General features: G+C 65.4%; 23 protein-coding genes. 9 read left to right on the top strand and 14 right to left on the bottom strand.

Features of this window, described 5'->3' with window-relative positions; translation table 11 throughout:
- Positions 1 to 205 precede the first annotated feature (205 nt).
- The 7 genes from RFN30_RS03205 to RFN30_RS03175 form a co-directional block, all read right to left on the bottom strand.
- Entirely contained in the window at positions 206 to 1,207 is a 1,002-nt protein-coding gene (locus tag RFN30_RS03205) for a Rieske 2Fe-2S domain-containing protein (protein ID WP_320260671.1), read from the bottom strand.
- Entirely contained in the window at positions 1,204 to 2,349 is a 1,146-nt protein-coding gene (locus RFN30_RS03200) for a GNAT family N-acetyltransferase (RefSeq protein WP_320260670.1), read from the bottom strand. The genes RFN30_RS03205 and RFN30_RS03200 overlap by 4 nt, the downstream gene beginning before the upstream one ends.
- Entirely contained in the window at positions 2,346 to 3,602 is a 1,257-nt protein-coding gene (locus RFN30_RS03195) for a F390 synthetase-related protein (RefSeq protein WP_320260669.1), read from the bottom strand. The genes RFN30_RS03200 and RFN30_RS03195 overlap by 4 nt, the downstream gene beginning before the upstream one ends.
- Positions 3,599 to 4,432: an MBL fold metallo-hydrolase gene (locus RFN30_RS03190; protein ID WP_320260668.1), complete on the bottom strand. Its 834-nt coding sequence runs from the start codon at positions 4,430 to 4,432 to the stop codon at positions 3,599 to 3,601. Before RFN30_RS03190 ends, RFN30_RS03195 begins: the two co-directional genes overlap by 4 nt.
- On the bottom strand, positions 4,429 to 5,412 hold the full coding sequence (locus tag RFN30_RS03185; protein ID WP_320260667.1) for an NAD-dependent epimerase/dehydratase family protein: 984 nt from the start codon (positions 5,410 to 5,412) through the stop codon (positions 4,429 to 4,431). Before RFN30_RS03185 ends, RFN30_RS03190 begins: the two co-directional genes overlap by 4 nt.
- A 2-nt stretch (positions 5,413 to 5,414) precedes the next feature.
- Complete coding sequence (locus RFN30_RS03180) at positions 5,415 to 6,404, bottom strand: 3-oxoacyl-[acyl-carrier-protein] synthase III C-terminal domain-containing protein (protein ID WP_320260666.1); 990 nt, start codon at positions 6,402 to 6,404, stop codon at positions 5,415 to 5,417.
- 84 nt (positions 6,405 to 6,488) lie between these two features.
- Entirely contained in the window at positions 6,489 to 7,292 is an 804-nt protein-coding gene (locus RFN30_RS03175; protein WP_320260665.1) for an alpha/beta fold hydrolase, read from the bottom strand.
- A gap of 120 nt (positions 7,293 to 7,412) precedes the next feature.
- Here RFN30_RS03175 and RFN30_RS03170 point away from each other — a divergent pair, with 120 nt between their 5' ends.
- Positions 7,413 to 8,309, top strand: a complete 897-nt coding sequence (locus tag RFN30_RS03170; protein WP_320260664.1) for a LysR family transcriptional regulator — start codon at positions 7,413 to 7,415, stop codon at positions 8,307 to 8,309.
- Between the two features lie 19 nt (positions 8,310 to 8,328).
- Here the strand turns inward: RFN30_RS03170 and RFN30_RS03165 are convergent, their stop codons facing one another.
- Together RFN30_RS03165 and RFN30_RS03160 are read right to left on the bottom strand one after the other, a co-directional pair.
- Positions 8,329 to 8,778 (bottom strand): DNA polymerase III subunit chi, encoded by a 450-nt coding sequence (locus RFN30_RS03165; protein ID WP_320260663.1) that lies wholly within the window; start codon positions 8,776 to 8,778, stop codon positions 8,329 to 8,331.
- Between the two features lie 158 nt (positions 8,779 to 8,936).
- Positions 8,937 to 10,463 (bottom strand): leucyl aminopeptidase, encoded by a 1,527-nt coding sequence (locus RFN30_RS03160; RefSeq protein ID WP_320260662.1) that lies wholly within the window; start codon positions 10,461 to 10,463, stop codon positions 8,937 to 8,939.
- A gap of 349 nt (positions 10,464 to 10,812) precedes the next feature.
- Here RFN30_RS03160 and lptF point away from each other — a divergent pair, with 349 nt between their 5' ends.
- From lptF to RFN30_RS03120, 8 genes are all read left to right on the top strand, one after another.
- The gene (lptF, locus tag RFN30_RS03155; protein WP_320260661.1) at positions 10,813 to 12,012 is read left to right on the top strand and encodes an LPS export ABC transporter permease LptF; all 1,200 of its coding nucleotides are present in this window, start codon (positions 10,813 to 10,815) and stop codon (positions 12,010 to 12,012) included.
- Between the two features lie 2 nt (positions 12,013 to 12,014).
- Entirely contained in the window at positions 12,015 to 13,097 is a 1,083-nt protein-coding gene (gene lptG, locus RFN30_RS03150) for an LPS export ABC transporter permease LptG (RefSeq protein WP_320260660.1), read from the top strand.
- Positions 13,097 to 15,511, top strand: a complete 2,415-nt coding sequence (locus RFN30_RS03145; RefSeq protein WP_320260659.1) for an LPS-assembly protein LptD — start codon at positions 13,097 to 13,099, stop codon at positions 15,509 to 15,511. Before lptG ends, RFN30_RS03145 begins: the two co-directional genes overlap by 1 nt.
- A 220-nt stretch (positions 15,512 to 15,731) precedes the next feature.
- Complete coding sequence (locus RFN30_RS03140; protein WP_320260658.1) at positions 15,732 to 16,655, top strand: peptidylprolyl isomerase; 924 nt, start codon at positions 15,732 to 15,734, stop codon at positions 16,653 to 16,655.
- Positions 16,656 to 16,739: 84 nt separating this feature from the next.
- Complete coding sequence (pdxA, locus tag RFN30_RS03135; RefSeq protein ID WP_320260964.1) at positions 16,740 to 17,768, top strand: 4-hydroxythreonine-4-phosphate dehydrogenase PdxA; 1,029 nt, start codon at positions 16,740 to 16,742, stop codon at positions 17,766 to 17,768.
- 22 nt (positions 17,769 to 17,790) lie between these two features.
- A complete protein-coding gene (rsmA, locus tag RFN30_RS03130; RefSeq protein ID WP_320260963.1) occupies positions 17,791 to 18,624 on the top strand; it encodes a 16S rRNA (adenine(1518)-N(6)/adenine(1519)-N(6))-dimethyltransferase RsmA in 834 nt (277 codons plus the stop codon).
- An 85-nt stretch (positions 18,625 to 18,709) separates the two neighbouring features.
- Positions 18,710 to 19,018, top strand: coding sequence for a type II toxin-antitoxin system RelB/DinJ family antitoxin (locus RFN30_RS03125; RefSeq protein ID WP_320260962.1), 309 nt, complete (start codon positions 18,710 to 18,712; stop codon positions 19,016 to 19,018).
- Positions 19,015 to 19,308: a type II toxin-antitoxin system RelE/ParE family toxin gene (locus tag RFN30_RS03120; RefSeq protein WP_320260657.1), complete on the top strand. Its 294-nt coding sequence runs from the start codon at positions 19,015 to 19,017 to the stop codon at positions 19,306 to 19,308. Before RFN30_RS03125 ends, RFN30_RS03120 begins: the two co-directional genes overlap by 4 nt.
- A gap of 32 nt (positions 19,309 to 19,340) precedes the next feature.
- Here the strand turns inward: RFN30_RS03120 and gmk are convergent, their stop codons facing one another.
- The 5 genes from gmk to RFN30_RS03095 all read right to left on the bottom strand — a co-directional run bounded on the left by gmk (position 19,341) and on the right by RFN30_RS03095 (position 23,959).
- Positions 19,341 to 20,015 carry a guanylate kinase gene (gene gmk / locus RFN30_RS03115; RefSeq protein WP_320260656.1) on the bottom strand — a complete coding sequence of 225 codons (675 nt, stop codon included), beginning with the start codon at positions 20,013 to 20,015 and terminating at the stop codon, positions 19,341 to 19,343.
- Positions 20,016 to 20,019: 4 nt separating this feature from the next.
- Positions 20,020 to 20,910: a YicC/YloC family endoribonuclease gene (locus RFN30_RS03110; protein WP_320260655.1), complete on the bottom strand. Its 891-nt coding sequence runs from the start codon at positions 20,908 to 20,910 to the stop codon at positions 20,020 to 20,022.
- A gap of 155 nt (positions 20,911 to 21,065) precedes the next feature.
- Complete coding sequence (mltG, locus tag RFN30_RS03105; protein WP_320260654.1) at positions 21,066 to 22,322, bottom strand: endolytic transglycosylase MltG; 1,257 nt, start codon at positions 22,320 to 22,322, stop codon at positions 21,066 to 21,068.
- Between the two features lie 103 nt (positions 22,323 to 22,425).
- Positions 22,426 to 23,688, bottom strand: a complete 1,263-nt coding sequence (gene fabF, locus RFN30_RS03100) for a beta-ketoacyl-ACP synthase II (RefSeq protein ID WP_320260653.1) — start codon at positions 23,686 to 23,688, stop codon at positions 22,426 to 22,428.
- A gap of 34 nt (positions 23,689 to 23,722) precedes the next feature.
- A complete protein-coding gene (locus RFN30_RS03095; protein ID WP_006203723.1) occupies positions 23,723 to 23,959 on the bottom strand; it encodes an acyl carrier protein in 237 nt (78 codons plus the stop codon).
- Between the last annotated feature and the right edge of the window lie 188 nt (positions 23,960 to 24,147).

Below are 24,147 nucleotides of genomic sequence, written 5' to 3'. Positions count from 1 at the left end.
CGGGACAGCGCCCCCCTCTGTCCTGCCGGACATCTCCCCCACAAGGGGGGAGATCAGCGACTTCGGCGCCTCGCCCATTCTGCAACGCCGGCGATTGGCGAAAACGGCGATGGCAGCCAATCTCCCCACCTGTGGGGGAGATGTCCGGCAGGACAGAGGGGGGCGCGAAGGAACGCGGCATATCCTTGCTTTGTCAGCGGCCCATTCACAACTCGATCTGATGCACCCTTGGCTCACTCGCCGCCGCCGGCAGCTTGCCTTCCATGATCGCCGCGATGTCGCGCCGCAGGAAATCGAGCGGCCCGATCACCGGCAGTGCCTGGGGCGCGAAACGGGCGTTGTCGCTTGCGGACTTCAGCACGCGGCGATCCTGATGCAGCGCGATGGTGAAGAGCGGCTTGAAGGCGAGCGCCTTCAACTCACCGAGCAGGCCCTGGCGGCGGCCGATCAGCCAGCCGACGCCCTCGACGGTGCGGTCGTCGGCCTGCCGCAGATGAAAGGTGGTGGCGAGGACCAGCCCGTCCTTGCCCCAATATTCGAGCTCGGCGATGCCGGGATGGCGGAAGCGGCCGATGGTTTTGGTGCGCTCGCCTTCCAGCAACCGGCTGATCAGGCCTTGCTGGCGATCCTCGCCGGTGTAGCGGGCTTCGACCCAGCCTTCGCCGCCGGTCACCTCGACCCGAACCAGATGGCGTTTCGAGGTCAGGCCGCGCAGCAGGCCCTTGTGCGTGAAATGGGTGTGGGTGGCGTCGAGGATGTTCTCGGCGACATCGATAACGGTCGACTGCGTCGATGAGCGCACCCGCCGCACGATGATGTCCTTGCCCTGCATGCAATGGAGATAGGGTTCACCCCGTGGCGTGCCGGAAGAGACGAAGACGATGCCGTCGCGTTCGATCGCGGCGTAGCGGCGCACTCGGTAATGCGGCATGGCGCCGACATGGCCGGGAATGGCCGTGCAGCGGCCTTCGCCATCATAGCGCCAGCCGTGGTAGGGGCATTCGATCTCGCCGCCGACGACCTTGCCGGTCGACAGCTCGACCAGCCGATGCGGGCATCGGTCGAACAGCGCGGCAATGCCCTGCGCCGAGCGAAACAGCACCAGCGGTGAGCCATCGAGAAGGATGCGCTTCGGCCGCTTGGCTATATCGGCCGACAGTGCCACCGCCTGCCAGTGATCCTTCGCACGATCCCGGCGCTCGCTCACAATTCGAACCTCCTGAGCAGAGGGATGCCGACCAACGCCAGCACGCTCTCCATGATGCGGATCGCCAAGCGCCGGCGGCGTGGGAGATGGCCGGCAAAGACGGCGATGTATTCGATCGCGGCGACAGCGCCGCGCAGCCGCTTGAAGCCCGCCGCGCCGGCGCTCATGTTGAAGAACAGGCTGCGCGCCGTGGCATGGTCCTGACCCATCGCCATCACCATCCGGTAGAGTCCCTCGCTGAGGGGCAGGCTGGTGTCGTAGCCGACGATCGGTTGCGTGAGCGTGCCGCCATTCTCGAACAGGCCGGTGACCGCGACCAGTTCGCCGCCGGGGCGGCGCAGGCCGGCAAGGCTGATGATGCCGCGCCGGTGCATCTCGGCGATGTAACGGACCGTGTAGTGCGGATTGAGCGGCGTGTATTTCTCCAGATAGAGCATGTTGTAGAGCTGCTCGGCGCGCGCATAGTCGGCCTCGGTGAAATCGGCATCGCCGACGCGCTCGAACGGCGTGGCGGCGAGCCGCTTGCGATCGTACTTCATGTTTTTGGTCATGGCGGGCGCGGCGCTGCGGTCGGCAAAGATGTAGATCTGCCGCGCCGCCAGCATTCGAAAACCTTCTGCCTTCAGCGCGGCAATGGTTGCCGGATCGGCGATCTCGTTCAGCGAGCGGATGACGATAGCGCGATCGGGAAAGCGCGCGACCAGCGCCGAGTGAAGCACCGCGATCGTCTGCCGGTCGAGCAGCGGCACCGGATTGGTGGAATAGAGCCAGTTGTTGACCTGCACCTGATGGTCGAGGCCGCTTGCCCGGACCAGCGGCGCGCAGGCGCCGATGAGGACCTGAAGCGCCCGCCGCAACAGCGGGTGGCCCGCGAAATTGTGCGTCTCGTCTATCGCATAGTCGATATAAGCGCTGGACGGGCAGCAGATGTAGCAGTTCGGCGCTTCATTCGCAGAGTTGAGCGTCAGCGGAAACGTCCGGCCGGCGACTTCGAAAGTCTCGACCCTGGTCGTCAGATTGGCGATGAGGTCGCCAACCGGTATTTCGTTGAACAGCCGCACGAAAGCTTCGACCTTGGCCGGATTGTTTTCGACCCGGTCGGCCTGCTGCATCGGCCTTTCTATGACGCCTGCCCTGCTCATGGCGCCCGCTCCAGACGGCATTCGACACGCCGTAGCTTGCGGCCGGTTTCGAGCAGCAGTGGCGCGCGGATCAGCGTGACCGTGGTGCTCGCTCCTCGTCCCTCAAACAGCGAGCACACCGCCTGAAGCGCTGCCGTCGCTGCGTCGTCGGCAAGCGCCAGCGGAAGCCTGAGCTCGATCGCATCCGGCGCGATCTGGATGAGCCGAAAATCATCGATGCGGCGGTCGGCGTTGAGCACGGCGTTGCGCAGCACATCGGGCGTGACGAGGATCGGACCGCACGGCGAATCCAGCCGGAAGAAATCGTCCATGCGGCCGACGATCTCGTCGACGCAGCGCAGCGGCGAGCCGCAGCGGCAGGGCTGGTCCGAGAGGCGCAACAGGTCGTTCATGCGGTAGCGCGCCATGATTTGCGTGCGGCGGCGGAAGGTGGTGACCAAAGGCGTCACCAAACCATCGCCGGCCGGCTCGAACTCGAAGAAGACGGAGTCTTCGGCAAGATGCAGCCCGCCCTCTCGGCAGGTCACGGCGAACAGGCCTTCGGTCGCCATGTAGATCTGGTCGAGCGGCAGCTTGAAGAAAGATTCGATCACCGGACGGTCGACCGGGTCGAGCGTCTCGGCGGCCGAGAAGACGCGTTTCGGGTGGAGGCGGAAACCTTCGATGGCGAAATGCCTGAGCATCTTCGGCGGCGCGATGATCACTGTCGGGTCGAAGGCTTCAAGCGCCTCGCGCCAGCGTTCCGGCCCGAGCGTCAGGTCGAAGAAGGCGAGCTTGATCAGCCGCGACTTGCGGGCAATGTCGTAAAGCCCGGTGTTCTGCGGCAGGACGACGGCGACGCGCATGCCGCGCCACAACAGATCGGGTGCCGCCTTGGCGAGTATCGTGCCCAGCCAGCGGTATTTCTCCGCCTCCGAAATCACGAACAGACCGCGGTTGCCTGATGTTCCGGTGCTTGCGCCGACAGTGAGATTGCCGACTCGCCCATCGCCGGCTAGAGCCGCCCAGGCCTCAGGGACGGTCACGCCATGGATGTTGAAATCCTCGAAGCGCGCCATCAGCAGCGCCTTGTCGGTGACCGGCAGATCGGCGAGACGCGCCGGCGCGTGGCGGTAGAACGGCGCGCGCGGCAGGTCGCGGTCGAGGAAGCGGCGCAAGGCGGCGGCCTGCCAGCGCTCGAAATCGGCGCGGCTCTTGCGCGACACCCGGCGCGTCAGGGCAAAGGAGCCGACCGCTTCCGCCAGAGCGTTCATCCGGCCTCCGGATTGCTCAAAGCGAGATCGTAGGGCGTCAGCATCGGATCATGGCAAAGCATCACCTCGCTGCCGGTGCCCATGAAGCGCCGCAGCATTGCGCTGGTCGGCTCTATTGCCGCTGCCTCCTCGGCAATCAGCGTGGCCGGAAAGCCCGGCGTGCGGTTTTCGGTCAAGGCCGTAAGCAGCCATTGCACATCGACGGCATAGAGCAGCGGCCGTTCGAGGCCGGTGAACAGCAGGCCGAACTGGCCGTCGGCATGTCCCGGAAGATCGACCGCGACCACGCTGCCGTCGCCGAAGAGGTCCGCGCCCCCCGGCACGCCATCGCGCGCTTCGAGGCGCCGCTTGGAGGACAGACCGTCCAATCGCTTTTCGAAGTCGGCCGGAAACAGCTCGCTGAAGATGCCATGGCGCAGGTTCTGGCGCGGGGTGCGAGCCTTGACCCGCGCCCAGGCGGCGTCGCTGGCAACGAAGCGTGCGTTGGGAAACAGCGACAGGCCGGAGATGTGGTCGGCGTGGAAATGGGTGACGATGACGGTGCGGATGTCATCAGGCGACAAGCCGAAGTGCTTTAGCACCGGCAAGACCTGTTCGGCGGCATTGAGCTGAGGTTTCAGCAGCGCGCCATAGAGGCGCAGCATCCGGCCGCGTCGCTCCCCCGAAAGCGCTTCCCGCGTATAGCCGGTATCGACCAGCACAGGCCCGGCGACAGGGTGAAAGATCAGCCCATAGCGAACGCGCAGGCGCACGTTTTGCCACGACCCGTTGCGCAGGATCAGCCGCTCGGCTGCACTGACCCAGGCGCTGTTGGCAAAGGTGATTTTCATGGCGTCGCTCCGCCACCGAAGGTCCGGTCGAGCCCCTGCTCGAAGGAAATCTTTGGTTTCCAACGCAGCACGCATCTCGCCTTGGAGATGTCGAGGCTCTGGGCATAGGCGAAGAGGCCGAGCCCGTAGCGGGTGACCGGCGGCTCCGGGCGGCCGGGCAGCCTGATCGCCACCGCTTCCATCAGGCCGGCGGCCAACATGGCCGGCGTGAGCGGCATCGGCCGCCAGCGCGCCCCGATCCCGGCGCGGGCGCAAGCATCGTCGGCGATGCGGCGCACCGGCAGCATCTCGCCGCCGGAGATGTTGAAGATCTGGCCCTCGGCCTCTTTGGGTGCTGCGAGCGCCGCCATGACCGCATCGACGACGTCGTCGACATGGGTGAGATCGATCGCGGCCCGGCCGCCGCGAAACAGCGGCAGCGGCCGGCTCTTTGCCGCCTTGATCAGGCGCGGCAGCAGCGCGCGGTCGCCGGCGCCGTAAATGCCGCGCGGCCGCAGCACCACCGGATGGACACCTGACGTACCAAGCACGATCCGCTCTGCTTCGCGTTTGGTGCGGGCATAGTGGTTGACGGGATCGGGTAGCGGCATGTCCTCGGTGAGGCCGAGCTGGTCGCGAAAGGCGAAGCATACGGACGGACTGGAAATGTGGACAAAACGGCTGACGCTCCGTCGCGTCGCGAAGTCGAGTAGGTTCCGCGTCGCCGTGACATTGGCCGCCACGAAATCCTGCAGCCGGCCGAAGGGCGCAGAGAGCGCGGCGCAATGGATGATGCGCTCGACCCGGCCGAGCCTCGGATCGAGCGCGCCATCGAGCGGCTGCGCGATATCATGACGGATGATGCGATGGCCGGCTGCCTCGAGCGCGGCGCAGCGTGCCGCATCGCGGCCGAGCCCGAGTGCCAGCGTGCCCGAAGCCGCCAGCCGCTTAAGCACGTGAGAGCCGAGAAAACCGCTGGCGCCGGTGACGAGCACGACCATCGTCAGGCTTCCAGCGCCATGCCGCCGAATGACACGCCGGCGGACGTGCCGAGAAAGAGCAGCTTCATCCCAGGCGCCACGCGCCCCTCGCGGCGCGCGATATCGAGCGCGAAAGGAATGGAGGCGGCGATCTGATTGCCGAAGCGGGCCGCGATGTCGACAAGCTTTTGCGGCGCGAAGCCCGTCTGGCGCGCCATATGGGCGAGCGCGAACGGGCTTGCCTGGTGCGGCACGACGAGATCTACGTCCCCATGCCGCCAGCCCGCGCGCTCCAGCAGTGCCGAAACGAAACCGTTGAAATGACGCGAGGTCAGGCGGAACAGCTCCCTGCCGTCCATTTGGAACAGGCTGTGGCTGGCAAATTCTTCCGGGTCTTTGTGGAAGTCGAAACGGGTGCCGCCCGAACCAATGCCGCAAGCCGCCCAGCCGGACGGATAGGTGCGCATCAGGCTCGCCGCCACCCTGCCCTCGCCCCGCGCCGCCCTGCGCAGCACGGCCGCCGCCGCGCCGTCGCCGAAGAGCGCGGCGACCTCCGGCGCGTCGTGCCAAGGCAAAGCGCGCGAGGCGACTTCGGAGGAAAACACCAGCGCCGTCTCGCATTGCCCGGTTTCGATCATGCGGCCGGCCGTCTCGAAGGCGGTGAGGAAGCTAAGGCAGGTGCTGTTGACATCGAAAGCGGCGGCTGAACCATCGGCGAGACCAAGGCGCTGCATGACCAGCGGCGCGGTCGCCGGCAGCGGCTGGTAGGGCACGCCGCAGCCGCCGATGATCAGGTCGACGGTCTCGGCTTCTAGCCCCGCATCTTCAAGCGCAAGGCTTGCCGCGGCGCAGGCAAGGTCGATCTGCGATTCGGCCGCGCAGACATAGCGTTCGACGACACCGGTGGCTGCCTCAAGTGCGCCCTGGCCGAGGCCCAGCCCCTCCTCCAGCGCACTTGTAGCGACGCATTGGGCCGGCACCGCCCTGCCGGTTCCGACAATCCTGATCCGCATCCTCCCCCCGCCGCGTGAGCTTGCGACTATCTAAACCAAAAAGCGGCGATGTTCGCAAAGCTCACGCGGTCGAGCAGCCAAGTTCTAAGCCGGAGATCGCCGAAGGAAGCCCTGCACCGCCTCCATGAACTCCGCCGGGCGCTCGACATTGAGCAGATGAACGCCGGGAAGCAGCACAAGCTCCGCCCCAGAAATCGCCGCTGCAATCGCCTCGCTGTGGCTGGCGAGCGTGACCTTGTCGTCGACACCGCCGATGACCAGCGTCGGCGCGGTGATCAGCGAAATCGGCCGGCGCAGATCGGCGTCGCGCACGGCGGCGAAGCATCCGGCGAGCCCTTGCGGCGACATGGCGTGAATCGCGGCGTGAAATTCCTCGACCGTCTCGTTCCGGCCGGCAAGCATCGAAGGCGGGAACCAGTTGCGCATGAACATGTCCGCCGCTGCCGACAGGTCGCTTGACGCAAGCACGGTGCGGATCTGCTCGTCGAAGTAGGACGCAGGTCCCAGATGCGGCGAGGTGTTGGAGAGAATCAGCCGCTCGATGCGTTCCGGCGCGTGGATGCCCAGCCATTGGCCGACGAAGCCGCCGAGCGACAGGCCGAGGAAATGCACGCGGGCGATCCCGAGGAAATCGAGCAGTTCGAGCACGTCGCGGCCCAACCGGTCGAGCGAATAGGCGCCAGCCAGCGCATCGGAGCCGCCATGGCCGCGAAAATCGTAGAGTAGCACGCGGAAGGATTTGGCGAACTCGGGAACCTGGCCGTCCCACATGTGGAAGGTCGTGGCGATGGAATTCGACAGCACGAGCACCGGCCGGTCTTCCGGGCCATCCAGCCTATAGGCGATGCGGGCGCCGTCGCCCGCCGTGAAATGAAGCGTTTCGGTCATTTTGGTCCTCATCCTGATCTGGCGGGAGGGTTCCCGCCGTCTTTTCGACGAGGAGGCTAGGTCTGGAGATTATCGAAAGAAATTACTATGATTTGAAAATCTCTGTATGGAACATCGACAATGGATGGCCTGAAGCTCCACGATCTCAGATGTTTCGATGCCGTCGTCACCCAGGGCAGCTTCCAGGCGGCGGCCGCGGCCCTGAACCGGACGCATCCATCCGTCTTCGCGGCCGTCGCCCGGCTGGAAACGCAGCTCGGCCTCACCCTGCTCGACCGCGGCGGCTATCGGGTGAGCCTGACGGATGAAGGCCGCCATTTCCATGCGCGCGCCCGGCTGGCGCTGCGCGAGCTCGAACATCTCCAGACCTATGCGGGGCAGCTGGCGAGCGGCGAGGAAACCATCCTGCGCGTCGTGATGGGCGATGTCTGCCCAAGGCCGCGAATCCTCGGCCTGCTGAGCCGCTTTTTCGCCGATCGCATCCGCACACGCCTGCATCTGGAATATGAGGCGATCAGTGGGCCTGTCGAACGCCTGATGGATGCCGAGGCCGATCTCATCTTCCATCGCGCCAACCCGTCCGATCCGCGTCTCGAACGGATCGACCTCTGTGAGGTGGCCTTCGTGCCGGTGGTGGCGCCCGGGTTCCTGCCCTTCCAAGACACACGCGAGATCACGCCGGAGGCGATGCGGCCTTTCACCCAGTGCGTGATCCGGGACACGGCGCGGCGTCCGCCGGCCGAGAACTTCTTCGTCCTCGATGGCGCGCATTCCTGCTCGACGCCGGATCACATGATGAAGAAGGAGCTGATCCTACACGGGCTGGCCTGGGGCCATCTGCCCGAGTGGCTGATCGAGGATGAGCTTCGAGACGGACGGCTGATCTCCATCGCTGGCAGGCATATCCCCGGCCGCACCGAAACGGTGGCGGCGGTGCGCCGGCGCGACCGGCCGCACGGGCCGGTGGCCGAGGCGCTGTGGATTTATCTTGAGAAGCAGGAGCGGGCCGCGCCCTGAACGATAGACGCGACGAGCCTCACGCCTTGCGCTCCCAGCGCCGGTCTGGCGTCTGCTGCCAGTAGGTTACGGCGTGGCCGGCTTCCTTCATCGTCTTCCAGTGGCCGCGCGCGCCTTCGAGCTGCGCGGCATCATGGCCGTCGAACAGGAAGACGGCGCGCTCATAGCCGGAAAGCTCGGGCGGTACGGCGCCGTCGACGAGGAAGCGTATCTGCGCGGCGTTGGGGTTGCCCTCCCCCGTGGTGAGCAGAATCGGCTGCTCGGCCGGATAGGCTTCCCGGTCGGTGGCATGAGCGAGGAAGGAATCGTCGCGAAAGGTCCACAGATGCTGGTCGAGCGCGTCGCGCCGCTCTTCGGTGCCGGTCTGCACGACGGCGCGCCAGCCGCGCTCGACGCTGCGCTCGAGCAGGCCCGGCAGCGCCTCCTCGAGCGTCGATTCCGTCAGGTGGTAGAACAGGATGTCGGCCATCGCTACACCGCTCGCCAGGTAGGGCTTCGAGAAATTTCGTTCCGCCGAGTCGTATGGCGTGGTTTCCGAGAACCGGAGCGGAGCGGACTTTCGGGTCCGTGAGCACCGGAAGCGCAGAAAACCGCGCCAGACGGCCGGCGGAGCGAATTTATCAAGCTCTACCCCTCGTAGTGGTCGCGCACCAGCCTATCGAGCAGGCGCACGCCGAAGCCGGAGCCCCAGGACTGGTTGATCTCGCTCGCCGGCGCGCCCATCGCCGTGCCGGCGATATCGAGATGGGCCCAGGGCGTGTCCTTGACGAAACGCTGCAGGAACTGCGCGGCGATGATGGCGCCGCCATAGCGGCCGCCGATGTTCTTCATGTCGGCGTTCTTGGAATCGATCAGCTTGTCGTATTCGGCTCCCAGCGGCATGCGCCACAGCCGCTCCTGCGTCGCCTGGCCGGCGCCGGTCAGCCTGCCCGCCAGCTCGTCATTGTTGGAGAACAGGCCGGCATAGTGCTGGCCGAGCGCCACCATGATGGCGCCGGTGAGCGTCGCCAGGTTGACCAAGAATTTCGGCTTGAAGCGGTCGTTGGCGTACCAGAGCGCATCGGCGAGCACCAGGCGGCCTTCCGCGTCGGTGTTGAGCACCTCGATGGTCTGGCCCGACATCGAGGTGACGATGTCGCCGGGCCGCTGGGCGTGGCCGTCGACGGCGTTCTCGACCAGGCCGATGACGCCGACGACGTTGGCCTTGGCCTTGCGCGCGGCCAGCGCATGGATCAGCCCGGTGACGGCGGCGGCGCCGCCCATGTCGCCCTTCATGTCCTCCATGCCCGAGGCCGGCTTCATCGAATTGCCGCCGGTGTCGAAGGTGACGCCCTTGCCGATGAAGGCGATCGGCACGTCCTTGGCCTTGCCGCCCTTCCATTGCATGACGGCCAAGCGGGCACCGCGCGGCGAGCCTTGCGCGACGCCAAGCAGCGAACCCATGCCGAGCTTCTTCATCTCCTTCTCGGTGAGGACCTCGACCTCGACGCCAAGGGCTTCGAGTTCCTTCGCGCGCGCGGCGAACTCGATCGGCCCAAGCGCGTTGGCCGGCTCGTTGACGAGATCGCGCGCAAGCAGCACGCCGTCGATAACGGCCTCTTCACCGGCGAAGGCCTTCTTGGCGGCGGACGGATCGGCGCAGTGGATGGTTATCTTGACCGGCTTCGCCGCTTCGGCCTTTTTGGCCTCCGACCCCTTGGCGTCGGATTGGCCATCTTCCTTGTCCTTCCTGGTCTTGTATTTGTCGAAGCCGTAGCTGCGCAGGAGGATGCCGGCGGCAAGGTTCGCCGCCTGGCTACCGTCCGGCTGGAACTCCGGCAGGTCGAGGACCATCGCGACGTCCGCAGCCTTGCGGAGCGCGGCGGCAACCGCGCCGCCGAGCTTCAGCCAGGCGTAATCGTCGAGGCTTGCGACCTTGCCGGCGCCGATCGCCACCAGCCGGTCGACAGACGTTCCTTCCGGCGCCAGCACTTCCACCGTGCCGGCGAACTTGCCGGAGAAATCGGCGACCGGAAACGCGCGCGCCAGTGCGCCGGCCGGGTCGCAGGCCTTCGCGGCATCGCCAAGAGCGCCGCCGTCGGCCGCAAGCACGAAGACGCTGCCTTTTTTGGGCGCGGCGAATTTGGCGAAGGCAATCGAAGGTCTCGAAGTCATCAGATCCTGCTTTCGGGATGGGGCGCCGCGAACCGGCTTTCAAGCGTGCGCGACATTTGGTCGTTTTCGGCCATTTGGCAAGACTTTGGCCGAAATCGCTGTCTATATCGGCGCAGCAACCACCGAAGGATTCGTCGCGGCAAGACATAAGGCTCATGCCGCAACCTGTTGTTAACCATCAATGTTTTGCATTTCTTATCCATTGACGCGGACACTCCGCCGCGCCGGGGCGCGTGGCGTGGAGCGACAAACCAGATGAGCCGCCTATGGACCCGGTTGTACGAGCGTCGGCGGATGACTACCTTGTCGGCGGGCATGATGCCGTTCGGCACAATCGAGAAAAGCCTTCATGAAGGTCGTTGAACGCTACATCATGCGTCGCACCACCGCTATGTTCCTGGCGGCGCTGGTGTGGACACTGGCGATCGTGTGGACGACGCAGGTGCTGGCCAAGATCGACCTCGTCACCGACAGCGGCCAGTCGGCGCTGACCTTCTTCGAGGTCGCAGCGCTGATCATCCCCTCAATCATTCCGATCGTGGTGCCGTTCGCGCTGGTGGTCGCGGTGGCGCAGACGCTGAGCGCCATGAATACTGATTCGGAGCTGGCAGTGATCAACGCCGCCGGCGCCTCGCGCTGGACGATCGCGCGGCCGATCCTTTTGCTGGCGCTGGCGGCCAGCGTCTTTTCCTTCGCCGTCGACAACGGCGTCGATCCCTATGCCAGACAGAAGAACCGGCAGCTGGTGGCAGCCTCGCGCGCCGACCTTCTGTCGCTGATCATCCAGGAAGGCACGTTCCGTAGGATCGACGACGGCCTGTTCCTGCAGATCGGCGAGCGGCTTCCCGACAACAAGCTCGGCGGCATCTTCGTCGCCGATTCGCGCGAGGAAGGCGCCAATCTCACCTACTACGCCAAGACCGGCAGCATCGTCGAAAAGGGTGATGAGAAGGTGCTGATGATGAATGACGGCGTCATCAACCGCAAATCGGTGACCGGCGACCTTTCCGTCATCCGCTTCACCTCCTACGCCTTCGACCTGTCGGCCTTCATGTCGGCGGCGAACGAGATCACGCTGCTGCCCAAGGATCGGACGACGCCATACCTGCTCAATCCGGATGCCAACGACAGGATGTACCAGCGCAATCCGGGCAGCTACACCGCAGAGGTCAACCAGCGCTTCTCCGAATGGTCCTATTCGCTGGTGTTCGCGCTGATCGCGCTTGCCGTCGCAGGCGACGCGCGCTCGCACCGCGAGGCGCGCATCCATCCGCTGATCACGGCAATCGCAATCGCCCTCTTTGTGCGCTGGCTTGGCTTCTTCGCCGCCGGCAAGGCCGACAAGGTCTGGTATTACGCCTATATGGTCTACGCGGTGCCAATCGTGGCCTCGGCGGTCTCCGTCTGGTTCATCGTCTCCTCGCGCAGCATGGAACTGCCCACCGCCTGGGCCGACTGGATGACGAATCTCGCCGGCCGCGTCAGCGAGGGCTGGACCGCGCTCAAGCTGTGGCTCGCCCGGCGCGGCACCTCCGGCCAGGGGGCCTGACGATGGGCTGGACGCTGGGCCGCTATTTCTTCTTTCGCTATGTGACGATCACCGTCTGGTTCTTTCTCGGCCTGCTGGCGCTGGTGTTCCTGATCGATTTCACCGAGCTTTCGGGCCGCACGACCGGGCTGCCGGGCTTCACCTACGGCACAGCCTTCGCCATTTCGGCGCTGAGGATGCCGATGATCATGCTGCAGACGGTGCCGTTCGTCGGGCTGTTCTCGGCGATGGCGACGCTGGTATCGCTCAACCGCCGCTACGAGCTGGTCATCGCGCGCTCGGCCGGCGTTTCGGCCTGGCAGTTTCTCTTCCCGTGCTGCGTCGGCGCGCTGATGTTCGGCCTGCTGTCGGTCGGCGTGCTCAACCCGATCGCCGCGCATGGCTTTTCCTGGTCCGAGCAGATGGAAAATCAGCTCAGAGCCGGCAAGTCGAACGCCGTCGCCGCCGACGCGACGCCGTGGCTGAGGCAAAAGACCAGTTCCGGCGACACCATCATCGGCGCCCGCGCCATCCTCAACCAGGGGCTGGAGATGGCGGACGCGGTGTTCTTCGTCCTCGACCAGCAGGGCAACATCGTCGAACGCAAGGACGCCGCGCGCGCCTACCTGCGCGACGGCTACTGGGAATTGCAGGACGTCAAGGTGTTCAAGGACGGCAACATCCGTCCCGAGGCTTCCGACCGGGTGCCCACCAACCTCAAGCCGGAATTCGTGCAGGAACGCCTGGCGCGCCCGGAAACCATCCCGTTCTACGACCTGCCGGCAAAGATCGAGGTTGCCCGCTCCTTCGGCCTGAAGGCAAATGCCTTCGCCATGCAGTTTGATTCGCTGGTGGCGCTGCCGTTCCTCCTCGTCGCCATGACGCTGATTGCGGCAACAGTTTCAATGCGATTTGCGCGGATGGGGCAGTCGGCAACGATGATTCTGGGTGGCGTCGTGGCCGGCTTTCTGCTTTATGTCGTTTCGGTACTGGTCAAGGCATTCGGGGTCGCCGGATTCGTGCCTACAATGGTGGCTGCATGGGTTCCGGTTGTCGTGGCTATGTTCTTCGGGGTGACTTTTCTGCTATACAAGGAAGACGGCTAGTGAGGGAGGCTGGTTTGCGCAGCCATAGGCAGGCCGGTTTGGCACGCCTTTATGGGGCGACCGCTTTGGCATGTCTGTTTGCCTGCGTGGTACCGGCGGTACCGGCGCTGGCGCAGACTATCACGGCGAAGCCCGTCCCCTCCGGCACGCAGATGCTGCTGGCCGCCGATACGCTCATCTATGACAACGACAAGCACACGGTGACCGCCGTCGGCGGCGTGCAGATCGACTACGGCGGCAACAAGCTCGTCGCCCAGCGCGTGGTGTACAACCGCGACACCAAGCGCCTCGTGGCCAGCGGCGCCGTCGAGCTCATCAACAGCGACGGCACAAAGATCAATTCCGACCATATCGACATCACCGACGACTTCGCCGACGGCTTCGTCAACGCGCTGCGCGTCGAGACGATCGAGAAGGCCTATTTCGCCGCCGAAAGCGCCGAGCGCATGGGCGGCGTGCTGACGACGTTCCACAACGGCATCTACACCGCTTGCGAGCCCTGCGAGGACAAACCCGACTCGGCGCCGACATGGCGCGTCAAGGCGAGAAAGATCATCTGGAACGGCGAGAAGAAGACGGTTCGCTTCGAGAACGCGAATTTCGAGTTCTTCGGCTTCCCGCTCGCCTATCTGCCGGCCTTCGAGATCGCCGACCCGACGGTCAAGCGCAAGAGTGGCTTCCTGATCCCGGGCATCGTCTACAACAATCACCTCGGCGTCGGCCTCAAAGTCCCCTATTATTTCGCGCTCTCGCCGACCTATGACCTGACCGTCACCGGCAGCGGCTACACCAAGCAGGGCTTCCTCGGCGAGGCCGAATGGCGCCAGCGTTTCAACAATGGCGAATACAGCCTGAAGATCGCCGGCATCAATCAACAGGATCCCGACGCCTTCATCGGCACGGGCAACCGCTACACCGTCGATTCAGGGGAGCCCAACGACCCGAACAAGTTCCGCGGCATGATGGGCACCAAGGGCCAGTTCGCCATCAACGAGCGCTGGAACTTCGGCTGGGACGTGCTGCTGCAGACCGACAAGAATTTCTCGCGCACCTACAACATCGAAGGCTACAGCGACCTCGTCCACCAGTCCTCGATCTATCTGACGGGCCTGAGCGACCGTAATTATTTCGACGTCAGGGCAATGCGTTTCGAGGTGCAGGAAGACACGCTGTCCAGCGACCCGACGGCGCGATCCGCCAAGCAGCCCTGGGTGCTGCCGTCGTTCGATTACGCCTATATCCCCGACATGTCGGTGGCCGGCGGCCAGCTGTCGCTCAACGTCAACGCGCGCGTCATCAGCCGCGACCGGCTGGACGCGGTGCTGGCCGACAAACTCGATCCGACTTCCATCAACAACGTGCGCGGCCTCGAGGGCCAGTCCAGCCGGCTGTCGGCGGAAGCCGAATGGAAGCGCACCTTCACAACCGACGGCGGCCTGCAAGTGACGCCGCTTTTGGCATTCCGCGGCGACGCCGGCTATGTGAACGCCAATTCCGCCTCGCTAGACGCCGTCAACCAGATGGCGGCAAATCTCGGCGAGGACGTCGATATGCGCTCCTCGCTCGCACGCTACATGGCCACGCTCGGTCTGGAGATGCGCTGGCCACTGTTGTTCTCGATGTCGAACTCCAGCCACATATTGGAGCCGACGGCGCAGATCTTCGTGCGCCCGAACGAGCAATATGTGGGCGGACTGGCCATTCCGAACGAGGACGCGCAGAGCTTCGTCTTCGACGCCACGACGCTGTTCGAGCGCGACAAGTTCTCCGGCTACGATCGCATCGAAGGCGGCACGCGCGCCAATGTCGGCTTCCGCTATTCGGGCGCCTATGAAAATGGCTGGGGTACCAACGCCATCTTCGGCCAGTCATATCAGTTGGGCGGCGAGAACTCCTTCGACGCTCCGGACCTCGTCAATGTCGGCGCCTATTCGGGCCTGCAGACCGCGAAATCCGACTATGTCGGCCTTATCGGCTTCAACAGCCCGAGCGGTTTCTCCGGCTCGCTCAGCGGCCGTTTCGACGAGCAGAGCTTCGAGGTCAGGCGCGCGGAGATCAAGGCCGCCTATTCCGGCCTGCCGGTTTCGCTCAGCGCCAAATATGCCTTCATCCAGGCGCAGCCGCTCTACGGCTTCGCCACGGACCGCCACGAGGTCACGCTTGGCGCCTCGACGCATCTGGCCGAGAGCTGGCGGGTCTTCGGCACCGGCACCTACGACCTAGAGACAAGCGTCCTGGTCAAGGACGGCGTCGGCTTCGCCTACAACGATTCCTGCTTCACCTATGTGATGACGTTCTCGCAGACGCGCGATACGGTCACCAAGGAAGTGTCGCAGAATATCGGCTTCAACCTGTCGTTCCGCACGCTCGGCGATTTCGGCTCGTCGACCGCCGCCGTCGACACGATCCAGTAAGCGGCGGCAGGCGCGGGCCACGGCGTTGCGCATCGCTTCGCGAGGCCGATACCGTGGGCCTTGATTTGGCGCGCGATCCTTCGAAAATGGGGCCGATTCTCGGGGGGATGCGCCGGCGACATTGTTTCGCCGCATAGGACGGGCATGGGGTCGACCACATAGCGCATGCGTTCGGAGGACGTGCGGCGCCGTCGTGGCGGATAGGAATTGGGAAGGTGAGATGAGGAAATACCTGTTTTCGGCAGGATTCGCGCTGCTGGTGGCGGCGACCTCGGTTTCGATGATGGCAATGACGCCGCCGGCGTTCGCCAGCCAGATCAAATATGTCGTCAACAACGTACCGATCACCACCGGTGACATCGCGCACCGTGCCGCATTCTTCAAACTGCAGCGCAAGAAAGGCGATGCAGCGCAGGAAATGATCGACCAGACCCTGCGCCTGGCCGAGGCCAGGCGGCTCGGCATCCTCATCACCGACCAGCAGGTCGATGCCGCCTATCAGCGCTTTGCCTCCAACAACAAGATGCCGCTGGCCAAGCTCGACGCCATCATGACGCAGTCGGGCGTCACCAAGGAGCATTTCAAGGAGTTCATCCGCGCGCAGATGGCCTGGAACCAGGCGCTTGGCGCGCGCTACCGCTCCGGCGAGGGCGGCTCGGTGACCGAGCAGGACGCGGTCCGCCGCATGCTCGACAAGGGCGGCTCCAAGCCGACCGCCATGGAATATATGCTGCAGCAGGTGATCTTCGTGGTGCCGGCTTCCGAGCGCTCCGCGACGCTTGCCAAGCGCAAGCGTGAGGCCGACGCCATGCGTGCCCGCTTCAACGGCTGCAACACCACGCGCGAATTCGCCAAGGGGCTGATCGACGTCACGGTGCGGGATCTCGGCCGCGTGCTGGCGCCGCAATTGCCGTCGGACTGGGCCGAGCAGATCAAGGCGACCAAGGTCGGCGGCGCGACGCCGACGCGCGAGACCGAACGCGGCGTCGAGTTCATCGGCATCTGCTCCTCGCGCGAGGTTTCCGACGACAAGGCCGCGCAGATGGTGTTCCAGGCCGAAGGCGGCAACGACAAGGATGCCGACGAGCTCAGCAAGAAATATGTCGACGAACTGCGCAAGAAGGCCAAGATCGTCGAGCGCTAGGCCGTTTCGGCGCATGACGGAACAAGGCTCGAGCCACCCGCCCTGCCGCGAAGCAGGCATGGCGTCCCGCAGGGCGCCATGAGCATGCGCAGGAGCGATGCGCCGCTGGCGCTCAGCGTTGGCGACCCTTCCGGCGTCGGACCGGAGATCGCCATCACCGCCTGGCAGGCTGGCGACAGCGCCGGTGTGCCGCCTTTCTACCTGCTTGCCGATCCGGCCCTGATCGCGGCGCGTGCGCGCGAAATCGGTGCCAGCGTGGCGATCATGGAGACCTTGCCGGGGGAAGCGGCGCATCACTTTCCCCGCGCGTTGCCCGTCGTTCCGCTCTACGCCCGCCATACGGATAGCCCCGGGGTGCCTAATCCAGCCAATGCCGCGGGCACCATCGAGGCGATCGACCGCGCCGTCGCCGACTGTCTCGCCGGCCATGCCGCCGCGGTCATCACCTGCCCGATTGCCAAGAAGCCGCTCTACGACGCCGGCTTCCGCTTTCCCGGCCACACCGAATACCTGGCGCATCTGGCCTCGCGCCACACCGGCTCCGAGGTGACGCCGGTGATGCTGCTTGCCGGACCCGAACTGCGCACCGTTCCGGTCACCATCCACATCGCGCTTGCCGAGGTGCCGAAGGTTCTGACGAGCGAGCTGATCGTCACCACCGCCCGCATCACCGCCGCCGATCTCCAAAGCCGCTTCGGCATCGCGCGGCCCAGGCTCGCCATTGCAGGGCTCAACCCGCATGCCGGCGAAGGCGGCGCGATGGGCATGGAGGATCTTTCCATCGTCCTGCCGGCCGTCGAGGCGCTTCAGGCCGAAGGCATCGATGCGGTCGGACCACTGCCTGCCGACACCATGTTCCACCCGCAGGCACGCGCCGGTTATGATGCGGCACTTTGCATGTATCACGACCAGGCGCTGATCCCGGCCAAGACGCTGGCCTTCGACGAGGCCGTCAACGTGACGCTCGGCCTGCCCTTCATCCGCACCTCGCCGGACCACGGCACGGCCTTCGACATCGCCGGCAAGGGGATAGCGCGCGCCGACAGCCTGATCGCTGCGCTGAGGCTCGCGCGCCGGCTTGCCGACAGCGGCCGCCACGCCGCGGCCGCATGAGGCTCGATTGAGCGGGGGGCGCGTGACCATCGACGGATTGCCGCCGCTGCGCGAGGTGATCGAGCGCCATGGCTTGCAAGCCAAGAAGGCGCTCGGCCAGAACTTCCTGCTCGACCTCAACCTGACGAGCAAGATCGCGCGCGCGGCCGGCGAGCTTGGCGAGACGACGGTGATCGAGGTCGGCCCCGGCCCCGGCGGGCTGACCCGAGCGCTGCTCTTCAACGGCGCCCGGCGCGTGATCGCCATCGAGCGCGACGAGCGCTGCCTGGAAGCGCTGGCCGAGGTGTCCAGCCATTATCCCGGCCGGCTCGAGGTCATTCCCGGCGATGCGCTGAAGACGGATTTCGCTGCGCTTGCCCGCAAGGCAAATGGCGGCCCGGTGAAGATCGCCGCCAACCTGCCCTACAACATCGGCACGGAGCTCCTGATCCGCTGGCTGACGCTGGCCGAATGGCCGCCTTTCTATCAATCGATGACGCTGATGTTCCAGCGCGAGGTAGCCGAGCGCATCACCGCCGGCCCGGGCAGCGACGCCTATGGCCGGCTCGGCGTGCTGGCCGGCTGGCGCACCGAGGCAAAGATCGCTTTCGACGTGCCGCCGCAGGCTTTCACGCCGCCGCCGAAGGTCACCTCCTCGGTGGTGCATCTGGTGCCGCGCGCCTCCCCCCTGCCCGCCGATGGCAAGCGGCTGGGCCGCGTCACCGAAGCCGCCTTCGGCCAGCGCCGCAAGATGCTGCGGCAAAGCGTGAAGAGCCTCGGCGGCGAAGCGCTGCTCACTCGCGCCGGCATCGACCCGACAAGGCGGGCGGAGACGCTCAGCGTTGAGGAATTCGTGAGGTTGACGAACGCGGTGTAGCTCCTTCTCCCCGTAAACGGGGAGAAGGAAGGTGCACTGGCATTCGTCATTCAAGTGCATTACATTCTTGGCAAAGGAGACCGCCATGCCAACGAACGCACTTGTCCAGACGCGTATCGATGCCGACATCCGGGACCGGGCTTCCGCGGTGCTCGAAAGCATGGGGCTGACGGTTTCGGACGCGGTGCGGATACTCCTCACCCGAACCGCCAACGAGGGCGCGCTGCCCATCGATCTGGTGGCAAACAGTGAGGCTTACGATGTGTGGTTTCGCGCCAAGGTGCGCGAGGCCCTCGACGACACCCGACCTGACATTCCTGATGATCAAGTCGAGGCGCATTTCGCCGAAAGACGCGCGGCAGCGCGCAGCAAGGCCGGTGAACCTAAATCTTGAAGATCGTCTGGTCGGCCTTTGCGCTTTCGGATCGCGACGGGATATTCACGCATATCGAGGCTGACAACCCCGTAGCCGCAATCGCCGTCGACGGGCGGATTGTCGCCGCGACAGCCCGTCTTCGTGGCTTTCCCGAGAGCGGCCGGACCGGCAGGGTTGCAGGTACGCGAGAGCTTGTCATCGTCGGCACGCCCTACGTCGCAGCCTATCAGCTCAACGAAAATACTGTTCGAATCCTGCGTGTGCTTCACGGAGCGCAGCGATGGCCGGATGACCTGCCGGACGGCTGATGCGATTTAATCGCCCGAAGGCGGAAGAGCGCCTACTCCGTCTTCTCGTCCAGCAATCCCGAGATGAAGTCGAACAGGCCCGGCCGCCTGTCGCGCCGAAGCCGCTCCGCCGTCACTATGGCGCGGACCTCGGCGAAGGCGCGGTCGAGATCGTCGTTGACGATGACGAAGTCATATTCCTTCCAGTGCTCGATCTCGACGCGGGCATTCTTCAGCCTGGTCTCGATGACCTGCTCCTGGTCCTCGGCGCGGCGCTTCAGGCGCGCCTTCAGCTCCTTCATCGAGGGCGGCAGGATGAAGATCGAGACGATGTCGGCGCGCATCTTCTCCTTGAGCTGCTGGGCGCCCTGCCAGTCGATGTCGAACAGCATGTCGCGGCCTTCGGCCAGCGCCACTTCCGCCGGCTCGCGCGGCGTCGCATAGAAATTGCCGTGTACCTCCGCCCATTCCAGCAGCGCATCGGAATCGCGCAGCCGCTCGAACTCGCGCATGGTGCGGAAATGGTAGTGGACGCCTTCGATCTCCGAGCCTCTGCGCGGCCTGGTGGTGACGGAGACCGACAGCTCCAGGCTCGAATCGCTTTCCAGAAGATTGCGCGCGATCGTGGACTTGCCGGCGCCCGACGGCGACGACAGCACCAGCATCAGCCCGCGGCGGCGGATGCGGGATCCCAAATCCCTGGCAGCCGTCGGTTCCTTGGCAACCATCCCGTCACTCCAGATTCTGAACCTGTTCGCGAAACTGGTCGACCACCGCCTTGAGCTCCAGCCCGATCGCGGTGACCGCGGCGGCGTTCGACTTGGAGCACAAGGTATTCGATTCGCGATTGAATTCCTGCGCCAGAAAATCGAGCTTGCGGCCGACGGCGCCGCCGCCGGAAAGCAGCGCGCGCGCGGAAGCGACATGCGTCTTCAGCCGGTCGATCTCCTCGCGGATGTCGGCCTTGGTGGCGAGGAAAGCTGCTTCCTGATGCAGCCTGACCGCGTCGAGATTGGCCGACGCATCCATCAGCAGACCGACCTGTTCGGCGATACGCTCGCGGATCGCCGCCGGTTCGCGCGACGGGTCGGCTTCGGCCTTGAGCGTCAGCGCCTCGATGGTGGCTATATGGCCGGACAACAGCGTGCGCAGCGCGGCACCCTCGCTCTGCCTTGCCAGCTCGAGCCCGGCAAGTGCGGTGTCCAGCGCCGACAGGATCGCGGCGTCGAGAGCGGCTCGCTCCTCCTCCGTCTCGACCGTGTCCGGAATGTCGAGCACGCCGCGCAGCGCAAGCAGCCCATCGGCGGTCGCGGGCTGGGTGCCGAACTGCTCCTGCAGGCGCTTGGCCAAGCCCGCCAGATCCTTCAGGAAGGCTTCGTTGACCACCGGCTGCGCCTGCTGGGCGACGGCGCGGGCGACGGTCAGCGTCGCCTGGAAATTGCCGCGCGCGAAGCGCTTCTGCACGGTCTGCCGTACAGCGGGTTCCAGCCGGTCGAAACCTTGCGGCAATCTCAGCCTGACCTCGACGCTCTTGCCGTTGACCGATTTCACTTCCCAGGCGATCGACGTGCCGTCGCGTTCAGCAACGGCTCGCGCGAAACCGGTCATGCTCTGCACGTTCATATGCGTGTCACCCCTGTCGCAGGCCCAGGCGCGCTATTGCCCGAACATGCGCCCCTTGCAGACGCCGGGCCTCAGGCCCAGCGTCGGATGTCCCCTCAAAACATGAATACGGCCCGGCGTCAAAGGCGGCGAGCCAGATCGGCAATGGCCGCGACCTACTGGGCGGCGTCGCCGCCCGCGTCGCCATTTTCGCCGCTGTCGCCGGCATCACCGGAATCGGGGCCGGCATTGTCGTCGGGGGCGGCCGGCGCCGTCGTCTGGCCGGAGGCCTTGGCCGCCGCATCGGCCTGCTTCTTCTGCAGCGCCCGGTAGCGGGCGACGTTCTGGTTGTGCTCTTCCAGCGTCGCGGCAAAGACATGGCCGCCATTGCCGTCGGCGACGAAATAGAGGTCGCCGGTCTTCGACGGATTGGCCACCGCCTCCAGTGCCGCGCGGCCCGGATTGGCGATCGGCGTCGGCGGCAGGCCCTTGATCAGATAGGTGTTGTAGGGCGTCTGCTTCTCGATGTCGGACTGGTAGATCGGCCGGTCGGCCGGTTTGCCCTTGCCGCCGAACAGGCCGTAGATGATGGTCGGGTCCGACTGCAGCCGCATGCCCTTGGCCAGCCGGTTGAGGAAGACGGCGGCCACGCGCGAGCGCTCGTCGCCCCGGCCCGTCTCCTTCTCGACGATCGAGGCCAGGATGACGAAGTCCTCCATGTTGGCGATCGGCAGATCGGGCGCGCGATGCTCCCAGACGTCCTCGACCAGCTTCTTCTGATCGGCGACCAGCTTGTCCACCATCTGCTGCCGGGTGGCACCGCGGGTGAAGCGCAGCGTGTCGGTCGCGATGCTGCCCTCGGGCGGCATGGTCGCCGGCATGTCGCCGGTCAGCGCCTCCTGGTCGGCCACGCGCTGCAGCGCCTGCTCGACCGTCAGCCCCTCGGGAATGGTCAGCGAATACATCACCGACTTGCCGCTCTTGAACAGCTCCATGATGTCGCGCATCGAGGCGCGCGGCTTGATAGCGTATTCGCCGGCCTTCAGCGCGGAATCGTTGCCGGTGGCGCGCACGCCCAGCCTGAAGATGCGCGCATCGCTGACCAGGCCGCGACGCTCCAGCTGGTCGGCGATCTCCTGCACGCCGGTGTTCGGCTTGACCATGAAAGTGTCGCCGTTGGCCGACGGACCCGGCTCAACGAAGGCCTGCATGCCGAAATAGAGCGCGGCACCCGAGGCGAGCACGAGCAGGATGACCAACGAAAGGAAGAAATTCAGGAACACGACGACCTGGCTGCGCGACGCGCGCGAGCGTTTCGACGGCGGCGGCGTGCCGGCCTCTGGGCGCAACGCTTCGGCGGCTGTCTTGGGCACGATCGGTCCTTGCGTCTGACGCTGTCCGAATTCCCCGCCGCCGCCCGGATTTGTATTCATGGCGCCCTGCCGTCTGATCTTGCAACGAATCCCCTAGCCGAAGCGTAGGGACAAATTTGGCAAAAATGACGGCAGGCGGCGGACCTGCCGGCGGGCTGAATGCTCAGCCATTATAACGTTGGAAGACGAGCGAGGCGTTGGTGCCGCCGAAGCCGAAGGAGTTCGACAACGCCACATCGATCTGGCGCTGGCGCGGCTTGTTCGGCACGAGATCGATCGCCGTCTCGCGTTCCGGATTGTCAAGGTTGATGGTGGCGGGGGCAATGTTGTCGCGGATGGCGAGGATGGAGAAGATCGCTTCCGCGGCGCCCGCAGCGCCCAGCAGATGGCCGATCGACGACTTGGTCGACGACATCGAAATCTTGGAGGCGGCATTGCCGACCAGCCGCTCGACGGCGCCGAGCTCGATCGTGTCGGCCATGGTCGAGGTGCCGTGCGCATTGATGTAGTCGATATCGGCGGGCGAGAGCTTCGCCCGGTTCAGCGCCGCCGTCATGCAACGAAAAGCGCCGTCGCCGTCCTCGGCCGGGGCGGTGATGTGATAGGCGTCGCCGGTGAGGCCGTAGCCGGTGACTTCGGCATAGATCCTGGCGCCGCGCGCCTTGGCATGCTCGAGTTCTTCCAGGACGACGACGCCGGCGCCCTCGCCCATGACGAAGCCGTCGCGGTCGCGGTCATAGGGGCGCGAAGCGATCTCGGGCGTGTCGTTGCGCTCGGTGGATAAAGCGCGGCACGCCGCGAAACCTGCCATGGAAAGCCGCGTGATCGGCGCCTCGGCGCCGCCGGCCACCATGACGTCGGCATCGCCCCAGATGATCAGCCGCGCGGCGTCGCCGATGGCGTGCGCGCCGGTCGAGCAGGCAGTGACGACCGCATGGTTCGGGCCTTTCAGCCCGTGCCGGATGGAAACCTGGCCGGAGACCAGATTGATGATCTGTCCGGGGATGAAGAACGGGCTGATGCGGCGCGGACCGCGCTCCTTGAGGATCAACGCGTTCTCGGCAATGCCGTCGATGCCACCGATGCCGGAGCCGATCAGCACGCCGGTGGCACACTGATCCTCATGCGTCTCGGGCTTCCAGCCGGAATCGGCCAGCGCCTCGTCGGCGGCCGCGATGCCGTAGAGGATGAAGTCGCCGATCTTGCGCAGTTCCTTCGGCTCGAGCACGGCCTCGGGATTGAAGGTGCCGTTGGTGCCGTCACCGCGCGGAACGATGTGGGCGATCTTGCAGGCAAGGTCGTCCACCTCGAATTCGGTGATGCGGCGGGCAGCGCTGCGGCCGGAAAGCAGTTCCTTCCAGCTGTGCTCGAAGCCCGTGCCGAACGGTGAAAGCAGGCCAAGGCCTGTGACGACGACTCGCCTCATCGCAGGTCCTCCCCGGTGATGCCCGCGGAAAGTCTCAGGCCGAGGCCTTGTCGATGTACTTCACGGCATCGCCGACAGTCAGGATGGTCTCGGCGGCGTCGTCCGGAATCTCGACGCCGAACTCTTCTTCGAACGCCATGACGAGTTCAACCGTATCGAGGCTGTCCGCGCCCAGATCGTCGATGAAGCTCGCCTGCTCCGTCACTTTGTCGGCATCGACGCCGAGATGCTCGATGACGATCTTCTTGACGCGCTCTGCGGTGTCACTCATTTGGGGCCTCGTCTTACGTTGTGTTGTCTTCGTTAGCGGGCGGAATGCCGCTAATCAAGCTGAAAGATGGTCTTGTGGGAAACGCAACGCCACAGGACCGGTTCTTGCCCGAACCGCCGGGTTGCCGGCCGCATTACACGAAAAATGGCGGGCGTCCAAGCCGAAATGGCTGTTTTCACAGCCGCCGG

Origin of the sequence: Mesorhizobium dulcispinae, from assembly GCF_033977345.1 — a bacterium.
Taxonomy (GTDB): Bacteria; Pseudomonadota; Alphaproteobacteria; order Rhizobiales; family Rhizobiaceae; genus Mesorhizobium; species Mesorhizobium dulcispinae.
The sequence above is the reverse complement of the archived record's forward strand: the minus strand, read 5'-3'. Positions and strand labels throughout refer to the sequence as shown.

Bases quoted from the DNA above. Each gene is read 5' to 3' on its own strand.
- gmk (WP_320260656.1), bottom strand. From the start codon at position 20,015: ATGGTTGCCAAGGAACCGACGGCTGCCAGGGATTTGGGATCCCGCATC.
- RFN30_RS03110 (WP_320260655.1), bottom strand. From the start codon at position 20,910: ATGAACGTGCAGAGCATGACCGGTTTCGCGCGAGCCGTTGCTGAACGC.
- RFN30_RS03095 (WP_006203723.1), bottom strand. From the start codon at position 23,959: ATGAGTGACACCGCAGAGCGCGTCAAGAAGATCGTCATCGAGCATCTC.
- RFN30_RS03180 (WP_320260666.1), bottom strand. From the start codon at position 6,404: ATGCGGATCAGGATTGTCGGAACCGGCAGGGCGGTGCCGGCCCAATGC.
- RFN30_RS03185 (WP_320260667.1), bottom strand. From the start codon at position 5,412: ATGGTCGTGCTCGTCACCGGCGCCAGCGGTTTTCTCGGCTCTCACGTG.
- RFN30_RS03190 (WP_320260668.1), bottom strand. From the start codon at position 4,432: ATGAAAATCACCTTTGCCAACAGCGCCTGGGTCAGTGCAGCCGAGCGG.
- lptG (WP_320260660.1), top strand. From the start codon at position 12,015: ATGGGCTGGACGCTGGGCCGCTATTTCTTCTTTCGCTATGTGACGATC.
- RFN30_RS03175 (WP_320260665.1), bottom strand. From the start codon at position 7,292: ATGACCGAAACGCTTCATTTCACGGCGGGCGACGGCGCCCGCATCGCC.
- pdxA (WP_320260964.1), top strand. From the start codon at position 16,740: ATGCGCAGGAGCGATGCGCCGCTGGCGCTCAGCGTTGGCGACCCTTCC.
- RFN30_RS03160 (WP_320260662.1), bottom strand. From the start codon at position 10,463: ATGACTTCGAGACCTTCGATTGCCTTCGCCAAATTCGCCGCGCCCAAA.
- mltG (WP_320260654.1), bottom strand. From the start codon at position 22,322: ATGAATACAAATCCGGGCGGCGGCGGGGAATTCGGACAGCGTCAGACG.
- RFN30_RS03195 (WP_320260669.1), bottom strand. From the start codon at position 3,602: ATGAACGCTCTGGCGGAAGCGGTCGGCTCCTTTGCCCTGACGCGCCGG.
- RFN30_RS03125 (WP_320260962.1), top strand. From the start codon at position 18,710: ATGCCAACGAACGCACTTGTCCAGACGCGTATCGATGCCGACATCCGG.
- RFN30_RS03200 (WP_320260670.1), bottom strand. From the start codon at position 2,349: ATGAGCAGGGCAGGCGTCATAGAAAGGCCGATGCAGCAGGCCGACCGG.
- lptF (WP_320260661.1), top strand. From the start codon at position 10,813: ATGAAGGTCGTTGAACGCTACATCATGCGTCGCACCACCGCTATGTTC.
- fabF (WP_320260653.1), bottom strand. From the start codon at position 23,688: ATGAGGCGAGTCGTCGTCACAGGCCTTGGCCTGCTTTCACCGTTCGGC.
- RFN30_RS03140 (WP_320260658.1), top strand. From the start codon at position 15,732: ATGAGGAAATACCTGTTTTCGGCAGGATTCGCGCTGCTGGTGGCGGCG.
- RFN30_RS03170 (WP_320260664.1), top strand. From the start codon at position 7,413: ATGGATGGCCTGAAGCTCCACGATCTCAGATGTTTCGATGCCGTCGTC.
- RFN30_RS03165 (WP_320260663.1), bottom strand. From the start codon at position 8,778: ATGGCCGACATCCTGTTCTACCACCTGACGGAATCGACGCTCGAGGAG.